Annotated in this window: 16 protein-coding genes; 11 read left to right on the top strand and 5 right to left on the bottom strand. The window is 60.5% G+C overall.

The features are described 5' to 3' along the window. Nucleotides 1–45 precede the first annotated feature (45 nt). The 3 genes from AD663_RS12730 to AD663_RS12720 all read right to left on the bottom strand — a co-directional run bounded on the left by AD663_RS12730 (nucleotide 46) and on the right by AD663_RS12720 (nucleotide 2,490). On the bottom strand, nucleotides 46–984 hold the full coding sequence (locus tag AD663_RS12730) for an AraC family transcriptional regulator (protein ID WP_003181426.1): 939 nt from the start codon (nucleotides 982–984) through the stop codon (nucleotides 46–48). 22 nt (nucleotides 985–1,006) lie between these two features. Then, nucleotides 1,007–1,840 carry an oxidoreductase gene (locus AD663_RS12725; protein ID WP_003181423.1) on the bottom strand — a complete coding sequence of 278 codons (834 nt, stop codon included), beginning with the start codon at nucleotides 1,838–1,840 and terminating at the stop codon, nucleotides 1,007–1,009. 149 nt (nucleotides 1,841–1,989) lie between these two features. Then, nucleotides 1,990–2,490 carry a helix-turn-helix domain-containing protein gene (locus tag AD663_RS12720; protein ID WP_003181421.1) on the bottom strand — a complete coding sequence of 167 codons (501 nt, stop codon included), beginning with the start codon at nucleotides 2,488–2,490 and terminating at the stop codon, nucleotides 1,990–1,992. Between the two features lie 192 nt (nucleotides 2,491–2,682). Between AD663_RS12720 and AD663_RS12715 the strand changes: the two genes are divergently transcribed. The 7 genes from AD663_RS12715 to AD663_RS12685 all read left to right on the top strand — a co-directional run bounded on the left by AD663_RS12715 (nucleotide 2,683) and on the right by AD663_RS12685 (nucleotide 8,558). Continuing rightward, nucleotides 2,683–3,306, top strand: coding sequence for an isochorismatase family cysteine hydrolase (locus tag AD663_RS12715; protein WP_003181419.1), 624 nt, complete (start codon nucleotides 2,683–2,685; stop codon nucleotides 3,304–3,306). Between the two features lie 10 nt (nucleotides 3,307–3,316). Then, complete coding sequence (locus tag AD663_RS12710; RefSeq protein WP_003181417.1) at nucleotides 3,317–4,549, top strand: MFS transporter; 1,233 nt, start codon at nucleotides 3,317–3,319, stop codon at nucleotides 4,547–4,549. 96 nt (nucleotides 4,550–4,645) lie between these two features. Continuing rightward, complete coding sequence (locus AD663_RS12705; RefSeq protein WP_003181415.1) at nucleotides 4,646–5,395, top strand: ABC transporter substrate-binding protein; 750 nt, start codon at nucleotides 4,646–4,648, stop codon at nucleotides 5,393–5,395. A 98-nt stretch (nucleotides 5,396–5,493) separates the two neighbouring features. Beyond that, the gene (locus tag AD663_RS12700; protein WP_003181413.1) at nucleotides 5,494–6,486 is read left to right on the top strand and encodes a response regulator; all 993 of its coding nucleotides are present in this window, start codon (nucleotides 5,494–5,496) and stop codon (nucleotides 6,484–6,486) included. 3 nt (nucleotides 6,487–6,489) lie between these two features. After that, a complete protein-coding gene (locus AD663_RS12695) occupies nucleotides 6,490–7,443 on the top strand; it encodes a diguanylate cyclase (protein WP_003181411.1) in 954 nt (317 codons plus the stop codon). 46 nt (nucleotides 7,444–7,489) lie between these two features. Next, the gene (locus tag AD663_RS29315) at nucleotides 7,490–7,714 is read left to right on the top strand and encodes a hypothetical protein (protein WP_033045998.1); all 225 of its coding nucleotides are present in this window, start codon (nucleotides 7,490–7,492) and stop codon (nucleotides 7,712–7,714) included. A 55-nt stretch (nucleotides 7,715–7,769) separates the two neighbouring features. Beyond that, entirely contained in the window at nucleotides 7,770–8,558 is a 789-nt protein-coding gene (locus tag AD663_RS12685; RefSeq protein WP_003181408.1) for an SDR family oxidoreductase, read from the top strand. A 147-nt stretch (nucleotides 8,559–8,705) separates the two neighbouring features. Here the strand turns inward: AD663_RS12685 and AD663_RS12680 are convergent, their stop codons facing one another. Then, nucleotides 8,706–10,667 (bottom strand): methyl-accepting chemotaxis protein, encoded by a 1,962-nt coding sequence (locus tag AD663_RS12680; RefSeq protein ID WP_053213853.1) that lies wholly within the window; start codon nucleotides 10,665–10,667, stop codon nucleotides 8,706–8,708. A 450-nt stretch (nucleotides 10,668–11,117) separates the two neighbouring features. On the opposite strand from AD663_RS12680, the gene AD663_RS12675 reads away from it, so the two are divergent. Next, the gene (locus tag AD663_RS12675; protein WP_003181405.1) at nucleotides 11,118–12,071 is read left to right on the top strand and encodes an MBL fold metallo-hydrolase; all 954 of its coding nucleotides are present in this window, start codon (nucleotides 11,118–11,120) and stop codon (nucleotides 12,069–12,071) included. Between the two features lie 77 nt (nucleotides 12,072–12,148). Here AD663_RS12675 and AD663_RS28910 read toward each other — a convergent pair whose 3' ends face one another. Further along, nucleotides 12,149–12,304, bottom strand: a complete 156-nt coding sequence (locus tag AD663_RS28910; RefSeq protein WP_371261182.1) for a hypothetical protein — start codon at nucleotides 12,302–12,304, stop codon at nucleotides 12,149–12,151. A 209-nt stretch (nucleotides 12,305–12,513) separates the two neighbouring features. Between AD663_RS28910 and AD663_RS12670 the strand changes: the two genes are divergently transcribed. The 3 genes from AD663_RS12670 (at nucleotide 12,514) to AD663_RS12660 (ending at nucleotide 16,293) form a co-directional block, all read left to right on the top strand. Next, a complete protein-coding gene (locus AD663_RS12670; RefSeq protein ID WP_053213852.1) occupies nucleotides 12,514–14,397 on the top strand; it encodes an ATP-binding protein in 1,884 nt (627 codons plus the stop codon). Between the two features lie 214 nt (nucleotides 14,398–14,611). Continuing rightward, nucleotides 14,612–15,844: a porin gene (locus tag AD663_RS12665; protein ID WP_003181402.1), complete on the top strand. Its 1,233-nt coding sequence runs from the start codon at nucleotides 14,612–14,614 to the stop codon at nucleotides 15,842–15,844. Beyond that, the gene (locus AD663_RS12660) at nucleotides 15,844–16,293 is read left to right on the top strand and encodes a substrate-binding domain-containing protein (RefSeq protein WP_053213851.1); all 450 of its coding nucleotides are present in this window, start codon (nucleotides 15,844–15,846) and stop codon (nucleotides 16,291–16,293) included. The genes AD663_RS12665 and AD663_RS12660 overlap by 1 nt, the downstream gene beginning before the upstream one ends. Nucleotides 16,294–16,302: the final 9 nt, after the last annotated feature.

Raw genomic sequence — 16,302 nt, 5'->3', positions numbered from 1 at the left:
CGGCGAACGGTTAATTTTCTCCCGTTCTAGTGCGAAGCATTTTTGCTAATGCGACGAGACATACAGGGACGGCGAAGACGGCGCTGGCAGTGCATAGGTGGCTTTCATCCATTGGATTTCTTCCTGGGGCGTTCGTCCGAAGAAGCGCTTGAATTCGCGACTGAATTGCGAAGCGCTTTCATAACCCACATTGAATGCGGCTGTCGAAGCGCTCATGGCGTCGCGCAGCATCAGCAACCGCGCCTGGTGCAGACGCGTCGACTTTAAATACTGCATCGGCGAGGCGTCCGTCACATTGCGAAAATGCAGATGAAAATTAGGCACGCTCATGCTTGCTTCTCGGGCCAGGGACTCCACATCCAGGCGCTCCCGGTAACCACTGTGGATCTTGCGGATCGCGCGGATGATCTTGCCGAAATGCCCCTGTCGATTGAGCGCGGCGCGCATCGAGCCACCTTGCTCACCGGTGAGGATGCGGTAGTAGATCTCCCGCACCAGCGACGGACCCAATATCTGCGCTTCGAGCGGGCTGGTCATCGCCTCGAGAAAACGCAGCGTCGAGGCGCGCAGTCCATCGTCCATGGGCGAAGCGTACATACCCTTGGGCTGCGCATCGCTGGGCCCTAGGGCTTCATCTACTTGCAGCATCAACTCGCTGGCCAATTGGAGGTCGAGGCGCATGTACACCGCCAGCATGGGTTGCGCCTCGCTGGCATCGGTTTCCATCGTGAACGGCACCGGAACCGACACCACCAGGTAGTGCTGGGCGTCATAGACGTAGATGTCATCGCCCAGATAGCCACGCTTGCACCCCTGGCAGAGGATGACGATACCCGGCTCATACAACACTGGCGTTTGGCTCAGCGGCCGATTCGAGCGTAGAAAACGGATATCCTCCAGCGCGCTCAGGTTGTAGCCCTCCAACGGCGCCAGTTGCTCCATCAACTGCACCATGCGCGAGCTGGGTGAATCGGCTTGCCCCATTGCACTGCCCTCTATGCGGCGCTCACCCATCGGTTGAACGGGTCAGCGATTCCCACTGTTCAATCTCACTGGCGGCGCGCCTGAGTTTGTCACGCACCAGCCCCAACGCATCGCTGCCCAACAGAAGATGGGCCGGTGGCGTCGCGCTGGCAATCACCTGCAACATCGCTTGCGCGGCCTTCTGCGGATCGCCGAGCTGCTTTCCACTTTTCTCTTCCCGCGCCTTGCGCACCGGATCGAAACTGGCATCGTAGTCGGCGATGCTGCGAGGCGTGCGCCGCATCGAACGACCCGCCCAGTCGGTGCGAAAAGAGCCTGGTGCCACGGCAGTCACAAATATATTGAACGGCAACAGCTCTTGGCTCAACGTATCGGAGATCCCTTCAAGGGCGAATTTGCTCCCACAGTAATACGCGATCCCAGGCATCGTGATGGTGCCTCCCATGGAGGTGATGTTAAGGATATGCCCGGCACGACGCTGGCGAAAATAAGGAACAAACGCCTTGATCATGGCGACCGCGCCGAACACATTGACCTCGAATTGACGACGCATCTCCTCCAGCGGCGATTCTTCGAGGATACCCTCGTGGCCGTAACCGGCGTTATTGACCAGCACGTCGACGGGGCCGTGGCTGGCTTCGACAGCTGCGACCACCCCGTCGATCCGGGTGAAGTCAGTGACATCCAGGATCACCCCGTGGGCCCGCTCCGGGCACAGTGCCTGGAGCGCCTGCAAAGCGGCCTCACTGCGTACCGTTCCAATGACACGGTGCCCCGCTGCAAGCGCTTCATGGGCCAGGGCGCTACCGAAGCCACTGCTCGCGCCGGTGATGAATAAGGTTTTTGGGTGGGACATGGCGAGATCCAATCGATGAAGACGAGACGATGGTATCGACTGGAAACTCACTGACCTATATCGGTTTATCTCTGGGGTTTGCCTATTCCTATCAGCGCCAACTGCAGACTCGATCCTGGTTCCATCCAAGTATTGTCAATGGCTCAACTTCACAACCTCCCCTTGAAAACATCCCGACGAACCACCCGCTCGTTGAGAAAACCCTCACTGATCGAGCTCTCCAGATCCTCACGCCCCACCGCAACGCCGCAGTGCGGGCAAACGCTGGCCACTCCCACGTCATGGCCGCACGCGCGGTGGACGAAGTGCATCGCCAGCCCTTCATCCTCGCTTTTGCACCACTTCTCGCCCCAGGCGCGCAGTGCGTAGACCACTGGGTAGAAATCCCGGCCCTTGTCCGTCAGTTGGTATTCGTAGCGCGCAGGCTTTTGGTTGTATAGCCGCCGCTCGACCATGCCGTCGGCTTCCAGCGCCTTGAGGCGTGAGGTGAGCATTTGCGGCGTGGCGCCGGTCTGGATCTGCATTTCCTCGAAACGAGTCGCGCCCATGTACAGCTCGCGCAGGACCAGGATCGTCCATTTGTCGCCGACCACTTCCACGGAACGCGCCACCGGGCAAACCGTCTCGGGCGTCTTGTGTTGCATTTGCATCGATGTGCACCTCGTCCATCCACTCTGGTTTTCATAGTAACACGGCGGATGCCGAGCAAAACCGCTTAAATTGGGCTACAGGCACCGTAACAGTTGACACTATGAATATCATAGCTGATTATTCTGGCAGGGACGTACCGCAGACGCTTATGCGCAAACCCGTCCTCAACTGCCTTCAACAGGAGCACTGACATGACCCACCCTGAACCCAGCCTGGCGCGTACCGGCCTGTTACTGGTCGATCCGTACAACGATTTCCTGTCCGACGGCGGCAAGCTGTTTCCCTTGCTCGAAAGCGTCGCACAGGACGTCCATCTGCTCGACAACCTGCGTAAGTGTGTGGCTTCGGCGCGGGCAAGCGGCCTCCCCGTGTTCTACGTACCGCATCGGCGCTGGCAGCCCGGTGACTACGACAACTGGGACCATCCCAACCCGACCCAGCGCTTGATCCAGGAGCGCCATACGTTCGCCAAAGGCACTTGGGGTGGCGACTGGCACCCGGACTTCGTGCCGCAGGACGGCGATATCGTCATCCAGGAGCACTGGGGGCAAAGCGGGTTTGCCAATACCGATTTGGATTTCCAGCTCAAGCAGCAAGGCGTCACGCATGTGATTGTCGTTGGGCTGTTGGCGAATACCTGTATCGAGTCGACGGCGCGTTTCGCCATGGAGCTCGGTTATCACGTCACCCTGGTGCGCGATGCGACGGCAGCGTTCAGCAAGGAAATGATGCACGCGGCGCACGAACTGAACGGCCCCACGTTCGCCCACAGCATCGTTGACACCGAGGGGCTGCTGCTGGCCCTGCAACGCTGAAGGGGGAGCTATGCCTGTATCTAGCGCGGTCCCGGCCGGGCTTCCTGCCCGTCTGGTTGCGGTGATGGCGATGTGTTGCGCCCTCGCCGTCTCGGCCCTTTACTACCACCAGCCGCTGCTACCGCAAATGGCCGCCTCGTTCGGCCTGGCGCCGACGCAGGCTGGCCTGGTCGCCACGCTGACGCAACTCGGTTACGCGACGGGCCTGCTGCTCATCGTGCCTCTCGCCGATTGCCGGCAGCCGCGCCGGCTGGCGTTATCGGCGATTGTCGCGAACGCCGTCGCGTTGATGGCCTGCGCCGTGGCACCGAACTTCATGCTGCTGTGCGCTGGCAGTTTTGTGGTGGGCGTGACGGCGATTACCGCGCAGATCATCATTCCCGTCCTCTCCGGCTTGGCATCGCCGGCTGAGCGCGGCCGAATCGTCGGTGCGTTGCTTGGCGGCCTCTCAACAGGCCTCTTGCTGGCGCGCACGATGGGCGGTTTCGTCGGCGAACATGCGGGTTGGCGAACGGTTTTTGTGCTCGCTTCAGTTATCGATATCTTGCTGCTGATCATCGTCGCCAGGCGCCTGCCTGCCATCGCCGGCCAGGCGCCGATCCGCTACACGCGGCTGCTGCGTTCGCTGGTCAGCTTGGTACGCGAGGAGCGTGAGCTGCGCCTATGCGCGGCCAGCGGCTTTTTTATCTTCGCTGCATTCAGCGCGCTGTGGGCCACACTGGCCGCGCTGCTGACGCAACCGCCCTACGGTTTCGACGCCGCCACTATCGGAGTGTTTGGCCTGGTCACGCTGTTGGGCATCGTCGCATCGCCTAGTATCGGTGCCTTGGCGGATCGCTTGGGCGCGCGCGTCATGGCATTTGCCAGCGCGATCATTCTCACCGCGGGTTTTGCTTGTATTGCCGCAGGCGGACATATCCTTGGCTGCCTCCTCGTCGGCATGGTGTTGCTGGACCTGGGCAACCGCACCGGCCTGGTCGCCAACCAGTCGCGCATCCACGCCTTGCGCCCCGACGCTCGCAGCCGACTCAACACGGTCTTCATGGCTTCGTACTTCATGGGTGGCGCCGTCGGGGCAGCGCTGGGAAACTACGGCGTGCACCGAGCTGGCTGGATCGGCCTTGCAGCCGTGGGAGCATCACTGGCCCTGGCAGCAGCGGTGATCAGCGCCTTCTTTCCTCAAGCCTCGAGCGCCCTGCCCGCTGACTCGCCCACACGTGGCAATTGCAACCAACAGGCGTGAGAGGTATGCCAGGGTCTATACTGGTTTTGCCCTGCCCCAGTCCCAATCCTTGAGCACCGCACTGTTTTTCAACGTAGCGCCAACCAGGCCGATCATTTGAGATATTTAATAGTTACCGCAGCGCTGCTCGTTCTGTTGCTCGACGCGCCTGCCAGGGCTGAGCAGTATCAGGTCGTGACTGAAGAGTGGGCGCCGTACAACTATCTGGAGAACAATCAGCTCACCGGCATGACCACCGAGATCGTGCGCGCCATCATGGCACTGACCGGGGATGACTTTCCCATCGCGGTGCTCCCCAGCATGCGCAGCTCCCGGGTCCTGAAGACCCATCCCAGGACCATCCTGTATTCCATGTTCCGCACCGCCGAGCGCCAGCCTTTGTACAAATGGGTCGGTCCGATTGTGGAAGAGTCCATCTACCCTTATGAGCTGGCCGATGCGCAGCAGCCCATCAGCTCCCTGGAGCAGTTGATGCGCGCTCCGCGAATCACCACGCGAAACGCTGGCCTGATACCCGAAGTGCTGCAGTCGCGAGGGTTCACCAACCTCGACAAAAGCGCAACCGGGAGCCTGCAGCTGTATCGAATGTTGCTGGCCGGGCGTACCGGGATCATCGTCGGCGATACCACGGCGGGTGTCGCTTACTACAGCCGCCAGTTGAAAATTGCGCCCGGCACGTTGCGTCGCATCCCCGTCGAACTCTATCGCTCATCGCTCTACATCGCCTTCAGTCGCGACTCCGAGGACCCTGTCGTGGCCGCCTGGGCCAAGGCACTGGACCAGTTGCGCCGCTCCGGCGAGCTGGAACGCATCCAAAATCGGTACAACGACCCCTACGGGCAATAGAGGTCGGAATCTTGAACCTGCCATTCACGCTGGGCTCTAACGCTGGAGACAGTTCCGGAACCTGACACTCAACGCCAATGAGCGCCCAACCTGTGCCGATGATCCCTCTAGTGGTATGTGACGACTCCAACATGGCTCGCAAACAAGTGCTGCGAGCCTTGCCTGGGGACTGGCCGGTGTCGGTCACCGAAGCCATCAACGGTCGCCAGGCGATGGACGCCATACGCCAGGGTCTGGGCCAGGTGGTGCTGTTGGACCTGACCATGCCGGAAATGGATGGTTATCAAGTGCTCAGTGCGTTGCGTGCCGAAGGGTTGAAGGCGCAGGTCATCGTCATCTCCGGTGACGTCCAGGACGAAGCCGTGCGCCGGGTGCATGAGTTGGGCGCATTGGCGTTCCTGAAAAAACCTTTCGATGAAAATGAACTGCGCCAGACCCTGAGCCGCCTGGGGCTACTGACGGCACCGGGTAGCAGCGCGCTGCAAGATCGCCCAACGACCGGCACGCCCATCGGCTTTCACGACGTATTTCGCGAGACGGTCAACGTCGCCATCGGCCGGGCCGCCGCCCTGATAGCGAAGGTACTGGGGGTGTTCGTGCAGTTACCCGTACCGAACGTCAATCTCCTCGAAGTCGGCGAGTTGCACATGGCTTTGGCCGATGCGAGCAGCTCCCGGCAACTCACGGCCATCTGTCAGGGCTTCATCGGCAGTGGCATCGCCGGCGAAGCCCTGCTGATATTCCACGACTCGGAAGTGGCCGATATCGCGCAACTGATGCAACGCCAGAGCGCCGATTATTCGGATCTGGAAATGCTGCTGGACCTTTCCAGCGTGCTGATCGGCGCCTGCCTGAGCAGCATCGCCGAACAGATCGACGTGGTGTTTTCTCAAGGCCACCCGCAGATTCTCGGCCAACACGCGGCCATCGACGAGCTGATCCGACTCAACCACAAGCGCTGGAAAAAGACCCTGGCCGTGGAAATCAGCTACAGCCTGGAAGGACATGACATTCGCTTCGATCTGCTATTGCTGTTCACGGAAGACTCCATTGAGCGGTTGACCCACAAACTCGCCTACTTGATGAACTGAGCCATGAATAATCCTGTCGATCTGAATGAATTCCACTGGCTGCTGGCGATCGTGCAGAGCATCGATGTCGGCGTGGTGGTGCTCGACCGCGATTACCGTGTCCAAGTCTGGAACACCTTCATGGAGAACCGCTCGGGGATACAACCGAAGGACGCTCACAATCAGCATTTTTTCACGCTGTTCCCCGAGATCGATCAGCAATGGTTCAGCCGCAAGGTAGAAAGCGTCGCGACCCTGGGCACGCCTGCGTTCACCGTCTGGGAGCAGCGCCCGTACCTGGTGCGGTTCAAGAACTACCAGCCGATCACCGGCCAGGAAGCGTTCATGTACCAGAACACCACGTTGCTGCCCCTGCATTCCCCCAACAGCAAGATCGACCATATCTGCCTGGTGATCTATGACGTGACCGACGTCGCCACCAACCGCCACCAGCTCCAGGCCGCCAATGCACAACTGCAATTGCTCTCCAGCACCGACCGGCTGACGGGCTTGTACAACCGCGGCCACTGGGAAGAAAGCCTGCGGGCGGCCCACGCCCGGCACCAGCGTTATGGCACCGCCTTGAGCCTGGTGATGTTCGACATCGACCATTTCAAACGGGTCAACGATACCTACGGCCATCAGGCCGGCGACAAAGTGATCGAGCAAATCGCCGAGCTGGTCCGCGAACACATCCGTGAATCCGACTTGGCCGGGCGTTACGGTGGAGAGGAGTTCGGCGTGGTGCTTTCAGACACCGACAAGGCCGGCGCAAGCATTTTTGCCGAACGCCTGCGCAAGGCGGTCGAAACGATGCACGTGTTGCACAACGGCGAGGCCATCCGCTTCACCATCAGCCTGGGCGTGGCCGACCTGAGCCAGCCCTCGACCAGCCACGCCGACCTGATCGCCTGGGCTGACCAAGCGTTGTACACCTCGAAGAAGACCGGGCGCAATCGGGTGACGGTGCATGAATAGATAGAACCCGCGCTGAGGGGGGAACATCGCCAAGACAGCCTCATTGATGTCAACCGTCATCAAAGATGTTGACAGCTTAGATTATGAGCGTAATTATACCGGCATCCTCCACATCGGAAGCTGGACCATGACCGGACAAACCCTTTTCGAACCGTACGCCCTCGGCAGCCTGAGCCTCTCCAACCGCATCGTGATGGGGCCACTCAACCCGGCCACGCTCTATGGCGGGGGCGCAGCAGGCTACACCGACTACCCGACGATCTCCCGCTGAAGCCGATCCTTTTTTACAAGTCCTTGCCTGAGCCACTCCTCTAAAGGAAATGATCATGACTACGCTTCCAACCGTCCTCATCACCGGCGCCTCCTCCGGTATTGGCGCGACCTACGCCGAACGCTTCGCCCGTCGTGGCCATGACCTGGTGCTCGTTGCCCGGGACAAGGCTCGCCTGGAAACCCTGGCGGCACGCCTGCGTGCAGACAGCGGTGTGGCTGTCGAAGTGCTGCAAGCCGACCTGACCCAACCCGCCGACCTGACGGCAGTCGAAACCCGCTTGCGCGATGACCAGCAGATCGGCGTGCTGATCAACAACGCCGGGATCGCGCAGTCAGGGGGCTTCGTACAACAGACCGCTGAAGCCATCGAGCGCATGATCACCCTCAACGTCACCGCGTTGACGCGGCTGGCGGCGGCGGTTGCTCCGCGCTTCGCCCAGTCCGGCACCGGCGCGATCGTCAACATTGGCTCGGTGGTCGGGTTTGCTCCTGAGTTCGGCATGACACTCTACGGCGCCACCAAGGCGTTCGTCCTGTACCTGTCCCAGGGCCTGAACCTCGAATTGTCGCCCAAGGGTGTCTATGTACAGGCCGTGCTGCCAGCCGCGACACGCACTGAAATCTGGGAGCGCGCCGGCATCGACCTCACTACCATCGCCGATGTAATGGAAGTGGGCGAGCTGGTGGATGCAGCGCTGATCGGTTACGACCGTCGCGAGCTGGTCACGGTCCCGCCGCTGCATGTCGCCGAACGCTGGGACGCACTGGACGGCGCGCGCCAAGGGCTGCTCTCGGACATCCGCCAAGCACGTGCGGCTGATCGTTATCAGCCCCAGGCCTGACCACCGCCCTGCAACCGCCCAGGGGCGTCTCGCCTTATGAGATCGCCCCGTTCCACACCGGTGAAAGGATGAAGTACTCCGACGGATCTGTTCAAGCCGATGTGGACGTTTTTGATCAATCTTAAATAACCCGGACGCGACCTGCGCCTAGGCCACCTTGAAACGACTGACCAGTTGCTGCTGATACTCGGCCAGGCGCGCCAGTTCCTGGCTGGTGATTGCCGTTTGCTCGGCACCGGCGCTCACTTGGATAACCAAGTCGTTGATCTCATTCACGTTTCGATTGATGTCTTCTGAAACGGCACTCTGCTCTTCGGCGGCCGAAGCGATCTGAATGTTGCGGTCGCTGATCGTCGCCACGCCCTCGGCGATTTCCACCAGCAGCGCCCCGGCCCGCTCCACTTTGCTCGCACCGTCCTGAGCCTTGCCCAAGGTCTGCTGCATGGAAACAGCCGCGCGGTCGGAACCTGCCTGCAGATTGCTGATCATCTGCTGGATATTGCCCGTCGATTCCTGGGTCTTTTGCGCCAGCGTACGAACCTCGGAGGCCACCACGGCAAACCCGCGGCCATGGTCACCGGCCCGTGCCGCTTCAATCGCTGCATTGAGCGCCAACAGATTGGTCTGCTCGGCAATGCCACGAATCACATCGAGCACGGACGAAATCGCATCGCTTTCCAGTTTCAGGTCGCCAATGATGCCGGCTGTTTCCTCGGCCTGTCCGCAGAGCTGACGAATCAGCCCGACGGTACTTTCGATCTCCATCCGCCCTTGCGCGGTGCTGATATTGACCTGCTGCGACATCTGCGCGGCATCGTTGGTGCTCTGCGCTACCTCCCGCACCGTAGCGCTCATCTGATTGATCGCGGTGGCCACCAGCTCGGTGCCTTGGCGCTGTTGCTCGACGCTTTGGCTGGTCTGGATCGTCACGGTAGAAGACTCTTCCGCCGCAGTGGCCACCTGTGCCGTGGCGTTGCCAATTTCCTGGACCACGCCGCTGATTTCTTCGGCCATGCGGTTGAGGTTGCGCGAGATCTGGCCAAATTCGTCCTTGCTGTCATAAGTGGCCCTGGCGGTAAGGTCCCGCCGTGCCAAGTCATCCAGGGCTCGGTTCACGTCCCGCACTGCCAGGCCGATCAGGCGAATGATCAAGTAAGACAGCCGCGCCACCGCCACCAGCGCGACGATGACCGCTCCGACGGTCAGCCACAGGGCACGGCTTGCGGCATCGCGCTCGTCCATGGCCAAGCGACTGACACTCTCGCCCAAGGCTTGCTCCACTTGGCTCATCATGTCGATACGCTGGGTGGAGGTTTCAAACCATGCCTCTGGCTTGATCCCCAGCGGCTGCCCCATAGGTACCTCGAACGCCAGGCGCTGCAACCTGCCGACTTCTACGGCGGCAGGCTTCTGCATCTGCTCATCGAATGTCTGTAGCAACGCCGGCTGAGCCTTGCGGCGGAATGCTTCGGAATAGGCTGCGAACTCCCCCAGGTTACGGCTGAAACGCGATAACAACACCTCATCGAAACGATCCTGGCTGAACACCAGGCCCAGCACTACCCGTTCGCGCCCGGCGCGCTCTTTCATCTCGATAAACTGATTGAGGGACCCGAGCGCATGAATAATGGCAGCGTTATTGAGCGTTGCTTCCAAAGAATGGGTGTAACCCACAAGGGTCTGGATAATCCGGGTATAACGGGTGCCCGATTCGGTGCTGCTGATACTCAACTTATCAACTTGTCCACGAATAGCCGGCAACTCGTCCAGCGCGCCAAGGACGTTGTCCAACTGCGAACTCCCCGACGCTGACAAGCCACGCACGACTTCGGCCGACGCGCTGGAATCCTTGCGCATCAAGGCCATCCGGTCGCCCATGGATTTGCCAGCGCTGCCCAGGAAAACCCCACTGGCGCCTCGCTCACGCTGCAGCATAGTGATCAGTTGGCTCAATTTCTGGGCCGTGGCGCTGGCGGTTACTGTTGCGTTCATGTCATGTAGCGTCTTGTAGTTGGCCACTACAAAAACACCGGCCAATGTCAGGAAGCCGATTAAAGGAAGTATCAGGATCAATAGAAGTTTCAGGCGCAGCGGTGCATTCCTCAGCATTTTCGTTCAAGCCTCATTCCATATGAATTGGTATTGATGCGTGAACTTATTGTTGAGCTGACTTATGCACGCTTATCGAGGCCTCATGCTAACGCAATATCAATGAGCCATCACCCCTTGATCGTGCAATGTTTGATATTTAGGCTGGGCGCACATGACTAATTCAAGTTGCCTTGATCAGGATCAGTATCCCGAGATAAATGACGAAAATCATTGGCGGTTTAATTGGGTAAGCCAGAGCGGAATTCTCCGCGCCCAACCGCCAACGCCCTTCTCTCTCATACTTTGATTTAGGGACGATCACCCTAACGTCCATGCCCCGCCATACCCAGGTGGAGTACCGAACGCGCCGTGTCGCGATGCAGACTCGATCTCCAGACGAATCGGTCCTCTTACGCCAGGATTCGAGTGTCGTCTTAGCCTCTTGAGCCAAGCCATCGGAGAACAATCATGAACTCGCATCTGAACGTCGCCGTCCAGCAGGACGGAACACAGCAGCACAGCAACAACCAGCGGGACTCGAGCGCATATGAAGAACTGGTTCCTTCGCGTTATGCATTAAAGGTCGGTGAGATTGACGTACTGGTCGTCAGTGATGGGGTCCTCCCGCTGCCGACAACGACCATGTCCACCAACGCCGACCCGCAAGCGCGCGCCGCCTGGTTCAAGGACATGTTCCTGGGGCCCGACGCGTTCGACTGGGCCCTGAATGTGCTGGTGGTGCGCAGCGGCGAACAGACCGTACTCGTCGATGCCGGGTTGGGCGGCCAGTTTCCCGGTTTTCCGCGAGCCGGGCAGTTTCCCAAACGTCTCGAGGCGGCCGGGATCGATCTTGGTTCCGTGACGGATGTGATCATCACCCACATGCACATGGACCATATCGGTGGTTTGCTCGTCGATGAGGTGAAGAATCGGCTGCGGCCAGACGTGCGGATCCACGTGGCGGCGGCTGAGGTCGCCTTCTGGGCCGCGCCGGATTTTTCCCTCACGGCCATGCCGTCGCCGGTGCCGGAAGTCCTGCGCTCGACCGCCGAGCAGTTCATGAATGAATACCGCAGCAAAGTGCGCACCTTCGAACAAAGCCATGAAGTGGCGCCAGGCGTGGTGGTCAAGCTCACCGGCGGCCATACGCCCGGGCACAGCGTGGTCCACGTGACATCTGCCCACGAGCGCTTGACCTTCGCGGGAGACGCCCTGTTCCCCGTCGCATTCGACCATCCCGATTGGCACAACGGCTTTGAGCATGACCCCGAGGAATCGGTTCGCGTTCGGGTGCGCCTCATGCAAGAGGCGGCTGCGTCAGGTGAGCTACTGGTTGCCACGCACCTGCCATTCCCCTCCGTTGGCCGGGTGGCGGTCGATGGTGACGCCTTCCGGTGGGTGGCGGCGTTTTGGGATTATTGAGCCCAGTCATTCGGGCTTCATGCCCATGACAGAGGCCTGCCGATTAAAGTTCGGCAAGCCTCGGGCCCTGCGGATGGTCAGCGCCCCGGGCGCTCGTTGACCATGCTCGCGGCCTGAAACAGGATCCTGGCGACGAAATCGATCTCCTGCTCGGTGATGATCAACGGCGGCAGGAAGCGTACGGTCGCGCCGTGGCGTCCACCCAACTCCACGATCAACCCTGCTTGAGACAAGCCTGCTGGAACGCCTGCCCAACGGTCTACATGTCGTACGCAGGATCATGCCCACTGTACGCGGTGCGCCGATGTCGATGGCGCGGTTTGTGGTCTATAGTTTTAGCAGATCCGAATTCTTTCGCTCGCGCAGCCAGGAAGCACCCGTTCGAGCCGTAACCGAATCGGACATTCACAAGCCATCAATAGTGAATTGCAGGGAGCACACTATGTCCATCCAGCGGCCCGATATTCTGCGGTTGGACCCTGGTATTGCTCTTTGTCCGCAGCCTGATTCCCGGGCCGGCCTGCTCCGGCGCGTCTTCGACCAGGCCAGGGAAGCCTACATTCTGTTTCCGCTGCTGGCCGCGCTCCTGTTGCTGGCGATCTGGTCGGCCACCCTCTACCTGATCCGAGTCGAACACCTGCGTGCACAGCAGAGCGCTGCCACCGCCAGTCTGGAAATCGGCGCGACATATGAAGCACAGATGTTGCGCGCAATCCATGAAATCGATCAAACCCTCAAGCTGGTCAAATATACCTATGAAGCCGAAGGCGAGCCCAATCCCCTGCCCCGGCTCCAGGAACGCGCCCTGCTGCCGCCGGCCCTGGTATTTGATGTCAGCGTGGTCAAGCCCGACGGCGCCCCCATAGCGAGCACACGGGCAAACGATCGGGAGAAAATCGCTGATCCGGATGAACAGCAGACGCTGCGACGTAGCGATTCACTGTCCATCAGCCGCCCGTGGAAGAGCCCCGCCACGGGCGAATGGCGACTGCGTTTCAGCCGCCGACTCGACGCGGCGAATGGCGCGCTCGCCGGCATCGCCAGGGTCGAGGTCGATGCGGCCTACTTCGTCAGCAGCTATGACACCTCGAAGCTCGGCGACCGAGGGGTGCTCGGGTTGCTCGGAACCGACGGCATTTTTCGCGTCCGGCGCACTGGTGACGCCGTGATGGCGGGCGATGCGGTGGACTACGCCGCGGTGGTGCCGGACACGGACAACACCGAGGCCGTGCTGTCGGCCAATGGGTGGGACGAGGTGCGGCGTTACACCAGCGCACGCCAACTTTATGATTTTCCTCTGGCGGTGATAGTCGGGCTGTCCGAGGACGAACAACTGGCCGCCGTGACCCGGCAGGCGCACACCTATTTGTGGCGCGCGGCGGGCGGCAGCCTGGTGCTGGTGCTGCTGGTGGCGCTGCTCGCCCGGATGAGCTGGCAACTGGCGCAAAGTCGCTTGCGCGCCGCCGAAGCCCAGAAGCAACTGGCCGCCGCGGCCCGCCAGGCCGGTATGGCCGAAATCGCCACCAATGTCCTGCACAACGTCGGCAATGTGCTCAACAGCGTGAACATTTGCGCAGACCTGGTCACCCGCAAACTGCGCACCAGCAAGGCTCAAGGGCTTGGCAAGGCGGTGCAGTTGATGAACGAGCATGCCGATGACCTTGCAGATTTCATCTCCCAGGACGCCAAAGGCAAGCTGCTGCCGGGTTACCTGAACCAATTGGTGGAAGCACTGGCGATTGAACAGCAGAGCATGACCGACGAACTCGAACAACTGACCAAAAGCGTTGATCACATCAAGGAAATCGTCTCCGCCCAGCAATCCTATGCGGGCGCCTCCAGCATCGCCGAGACGGTCCAGATCAAGGAACTGATCGAGGATGCCCTGCGCATGAATGTCGGCATACTCGCGGCGCGCCAGATCACCGTGGTGCGCAACTTTGCCGCGACACCCTTGCTGCAACTGGACAAGCACCGAGTACTGCTGATCCTGGTCAACCTGATAAAAAATGCCAGCAGCGCAATGGATGACAGGCCAGGTCTACAGCCGCAGATCACCCTGGTCACCGAGGTGCAGCTGGGCAATACCCTGGTTATCCGAGTGATCGATAATGGTGAGGGCATCGTGCCGGAAAACCTGACGCGCATCTTTGCCCATGGCTTCACCACACGCAAAGATGGCCATGGTTTCGGCTTGCACAGCTGCGTGCTGGCCGCCATGGAAATGGGCGGCTCGCTGGAGGCTCACAGTGACGGCCCGGGCACCGGAGCGACCTTTACGCTCAAATTGGCGATCAAGGCCTCCGAGCAGGCCCAGTTTGCGTAACGCCTAGGGATTCCTGGTCCTCACAGACGGACGTATTGGTTTTTTAGGCTACTCTTCGGTTCGTGATATCGCGCAGTTTCAGCCAACGTTACAAGGAATAAACGAATGGCGATCCCTACTCACACCTCGCTCGCCAACACCAGAGCGCTAGTGTCGATGCAATCTTGCCCGACGCAGCGTATGCCCCGCATGACGATGAAATCGGGCTGATCCTATGGCGCCGACACTCAACAGGCTGGCCTTGGCAATGGTGACCCTCAATGCCGCCGCAGCCAACGCCGCAGACATGTCGATGTTCTCGCTGAGCAGTTTCGGCACTGCGGGGATCGTCCATTCGAGCGAGAGAAAAGCCGACTTCACTTCCTCTATCTTCAAGCCCAACGGCGCAGGGCACTCGCGCAATTGGAGCGCCGACGTCGACAGCCTGATCGGTGCCCAGTTGACCGCCACTTTCACCCCGCAGCTTTCAGCCGTGGTGCAGGTCATTTCGGAGCAGCGCTACGACAACAGTTACCGGCCGTTCTTCGAATGGGCCAACATCAAGTACCAGTTCACACCTGATTTCAGTGCCCGTATCGGCCGAACCGTCCTGCCGACCTTCCTGGTTTCCGATACCCGGAAAGTCGGCTATACCCTGCCCTGGGTGCGAGCGCCCATGGAGCTCTACAGCCTGATGCCGATTACCAGCAGCGACGGCGTCGATGGCAGCTACAGATTTCGGGTCGGTGACGTGACCAATACCGTGCACGCTCACTACGGCCAGACCGACAGCCGCCAGCCTGGCGGCGCCGGCAAGGCATTGACGAGGAATCTCTGGGGGCTGACCAACACCGCCGAGGTCGGCGCCCTGACCACGCGCATTACCTACATGAAGGCCGACCTGACCCTGGAGCAGTTCAATTCGATCTTCGACACCTTCCGTGAGTTCGGTGAGGAAGGGATCGCCATCGCCGATCGCTACGACTCCGATGACACACCGGTGGATTTCATTGGCGTGGGCGCCAGCTATGATCCGGGCGACTGGTTCGTCATGAGTGAATGGGGCCGTCTCGACAGCCGCTCCGGCCTGGGCAAGACAAGCGGCTGGTACATCAGCGGCGGATACCGCATTGAAGCGTTCACGCCCTATATCACCTACGCGCGATCCAAGACTGAAACGGAAGTCTCAGCGCCAGGCTTGACGACCTCTACCCTGCCGCCCGCCTTTGCGGGAATCGCCACGGAGCTCAACGGCGCGCTCAATTCCATTCTGGGCTCAAACGAAGGCCAGCAAACCCTTTCCCTCGGTGTGCGGTGGGACTTCACGAAAAACATGGACGCCAAGCTGCAATACGATCACACCCGCTTGAAGGGCAACTCTGTCGGTCCGTTGATCAACAGCCAACCGGACTTCGATTCCGGGGGCTCGTTCAACGTCATCAGCCTAGCTGTGGATTTTGTATTCTGATGGAGCAGGCCATGCGGTGTGCGAGGCTCGTCGGAGTCGCTGTAGCGGGACTTCTCCTGTGCGGGGCCAGCGCGGCCGCTGAAGCCGACATAGTGGTGGTCGTCGCGAACTCCAGCCCGGTGAAGGTGCTCACGCGCAGCCAGGTGGCGGATATTTTCCTTGGCAAGGTCAATCGTTTCCCCGATGGCGGCCAAGCCACACCAGTCGACCAGCCCGAAGGGGCCGCTACGCGCGATGAGTTCTATTCGACATTCACCGGCAAGTCGCCGGCGCAGATCAAGGCGCACTGGTCGAAAATAATCTTTACCGGCAGGGGCCAGCCTCCGCAGGTGGTGACAAGCAGCGCGGAGGTCAAGAAACGTATCGCGGAGAATCCGGAAACGATCGGTTATATCGAGGCCAGCGAGGTCGACGGCAGCGTCAGGGCATTGCCCCCTGCCCCGCAATGAACAGCGTCT

Source organism: Pseudomonas sp. Q12-87, assembly GCF_001269755.1.
GTDB lineage: Bacteria > Pseudomonadota > Gammaproteobacteria > Pseudomonadales > Pseudomonadaceae > Aquipseudomonas > Aquipseudomonas fluorescens_S.
This window is presented reverse-complemented; position numbering and strand designations above follow the sequence as displayed.

Excerpts from the sequence above, each read along its gene's own strand:
- AD663_RS12730 (WP_003181426.1), bottom strand. The coding sequence starts at position 984 with ATGGGGCAAGCCGATTCACCCAGCTCGCGCATGGTGCAGTTGATGGAG.
- AD663_RS12725 (WP_003181423.1), bottom strand. The coding sequence starts at position 1,840 with ATGTCCCACCCAAAAACCTTATTCATCACCGGCGCGAGCAGTGGCTTC.
- AD663_RS12685 (WP_003181408.1), top strand. The coding sequence starts at position 7,770 with ATGACTACGCTTCCAACCGTCCTCATCACCGGCGCCTCCTCCGGTATT.
- AD663_RS12660 (WP_053213851.1), top strand. The coding sequence starts at position 15,844 with ATGGAGCAGGCCATGCGGTGTGCGAGGCTCGTCGGAGTCGCTGTAGCG.
- AD663_RS12670 (WP_053213852.1), top strand. The coding sequence starts at position 12,514 with ATGTCCATCCAGCGGCCCGATATTCTGCGGTTGGACCCTGGTATTGCT.
- AD663_RS12675 (WP_003181405.1), top strand. The coding sequence starts at position 11,118 with ATGAACTCGCATCTGAACGTCGCCGTCCAGCAGGACGGAACACAGCAG.
- AD663_RS12720 (WP_003181421.1), bottom strand. The coding sequence starts at position 2,490 with ATGCAAATGCAACACAAGACGCCCGAGACGGTTTGCCCGGTGGCGCGT.
- AD663_RS12665 (WP_003181402.1), top strand. The coding sequence starts at position 14,612 with ATGGCGCCGACACTCAACAGGCTGGCCTTGGCAATGGTGACCCTCAAT.
- AD663_RS12710 (WP_003181417.1), top strand. The coding sequence starts at position 3,317 with ATGCCTGTATCTAGCGCGGTCCCGGCCGGGCTTCCTGCCCGTCTGGTT.
- AD663_RS12695 (WP_003181411.1), top strand. The coding sequence starts at position 6,490 with ATGAATAATCCTGTCGATCTGAATGAATTCCACTGGCTGCTGGCGATC.
- AD663_RS12680 (WP_053213853.1), bottom strand. The coding sequence starts at position 10,667 with ATGCTGAGGAATGCACCGCTGCGCCTGAAACTTCTATTGATCCTGATA.
- AD663_RS29315 (WP_033045998.1), top strand. The coding sequence starts at position 7,490 with ATGTCAACCGTCATCAAAGATGTTGACAGCTTAGATTATGAGCGTAAT.
- AD663_RS12715 (WP_003181419.1), top strand. The coding sequence starts at position 2,683 with ATGACCCACCCTGAACCCAGCCTGGCGCGTACCGGCCTGTTACTGGTC.
- AD663_RS12700 (WP_003181413.1), top strand. The coding sequence starts at position 5,494 with ATGATCCCTCTAGTGGTATGTGACGACTCCAACATGGCTCGCAAACAA.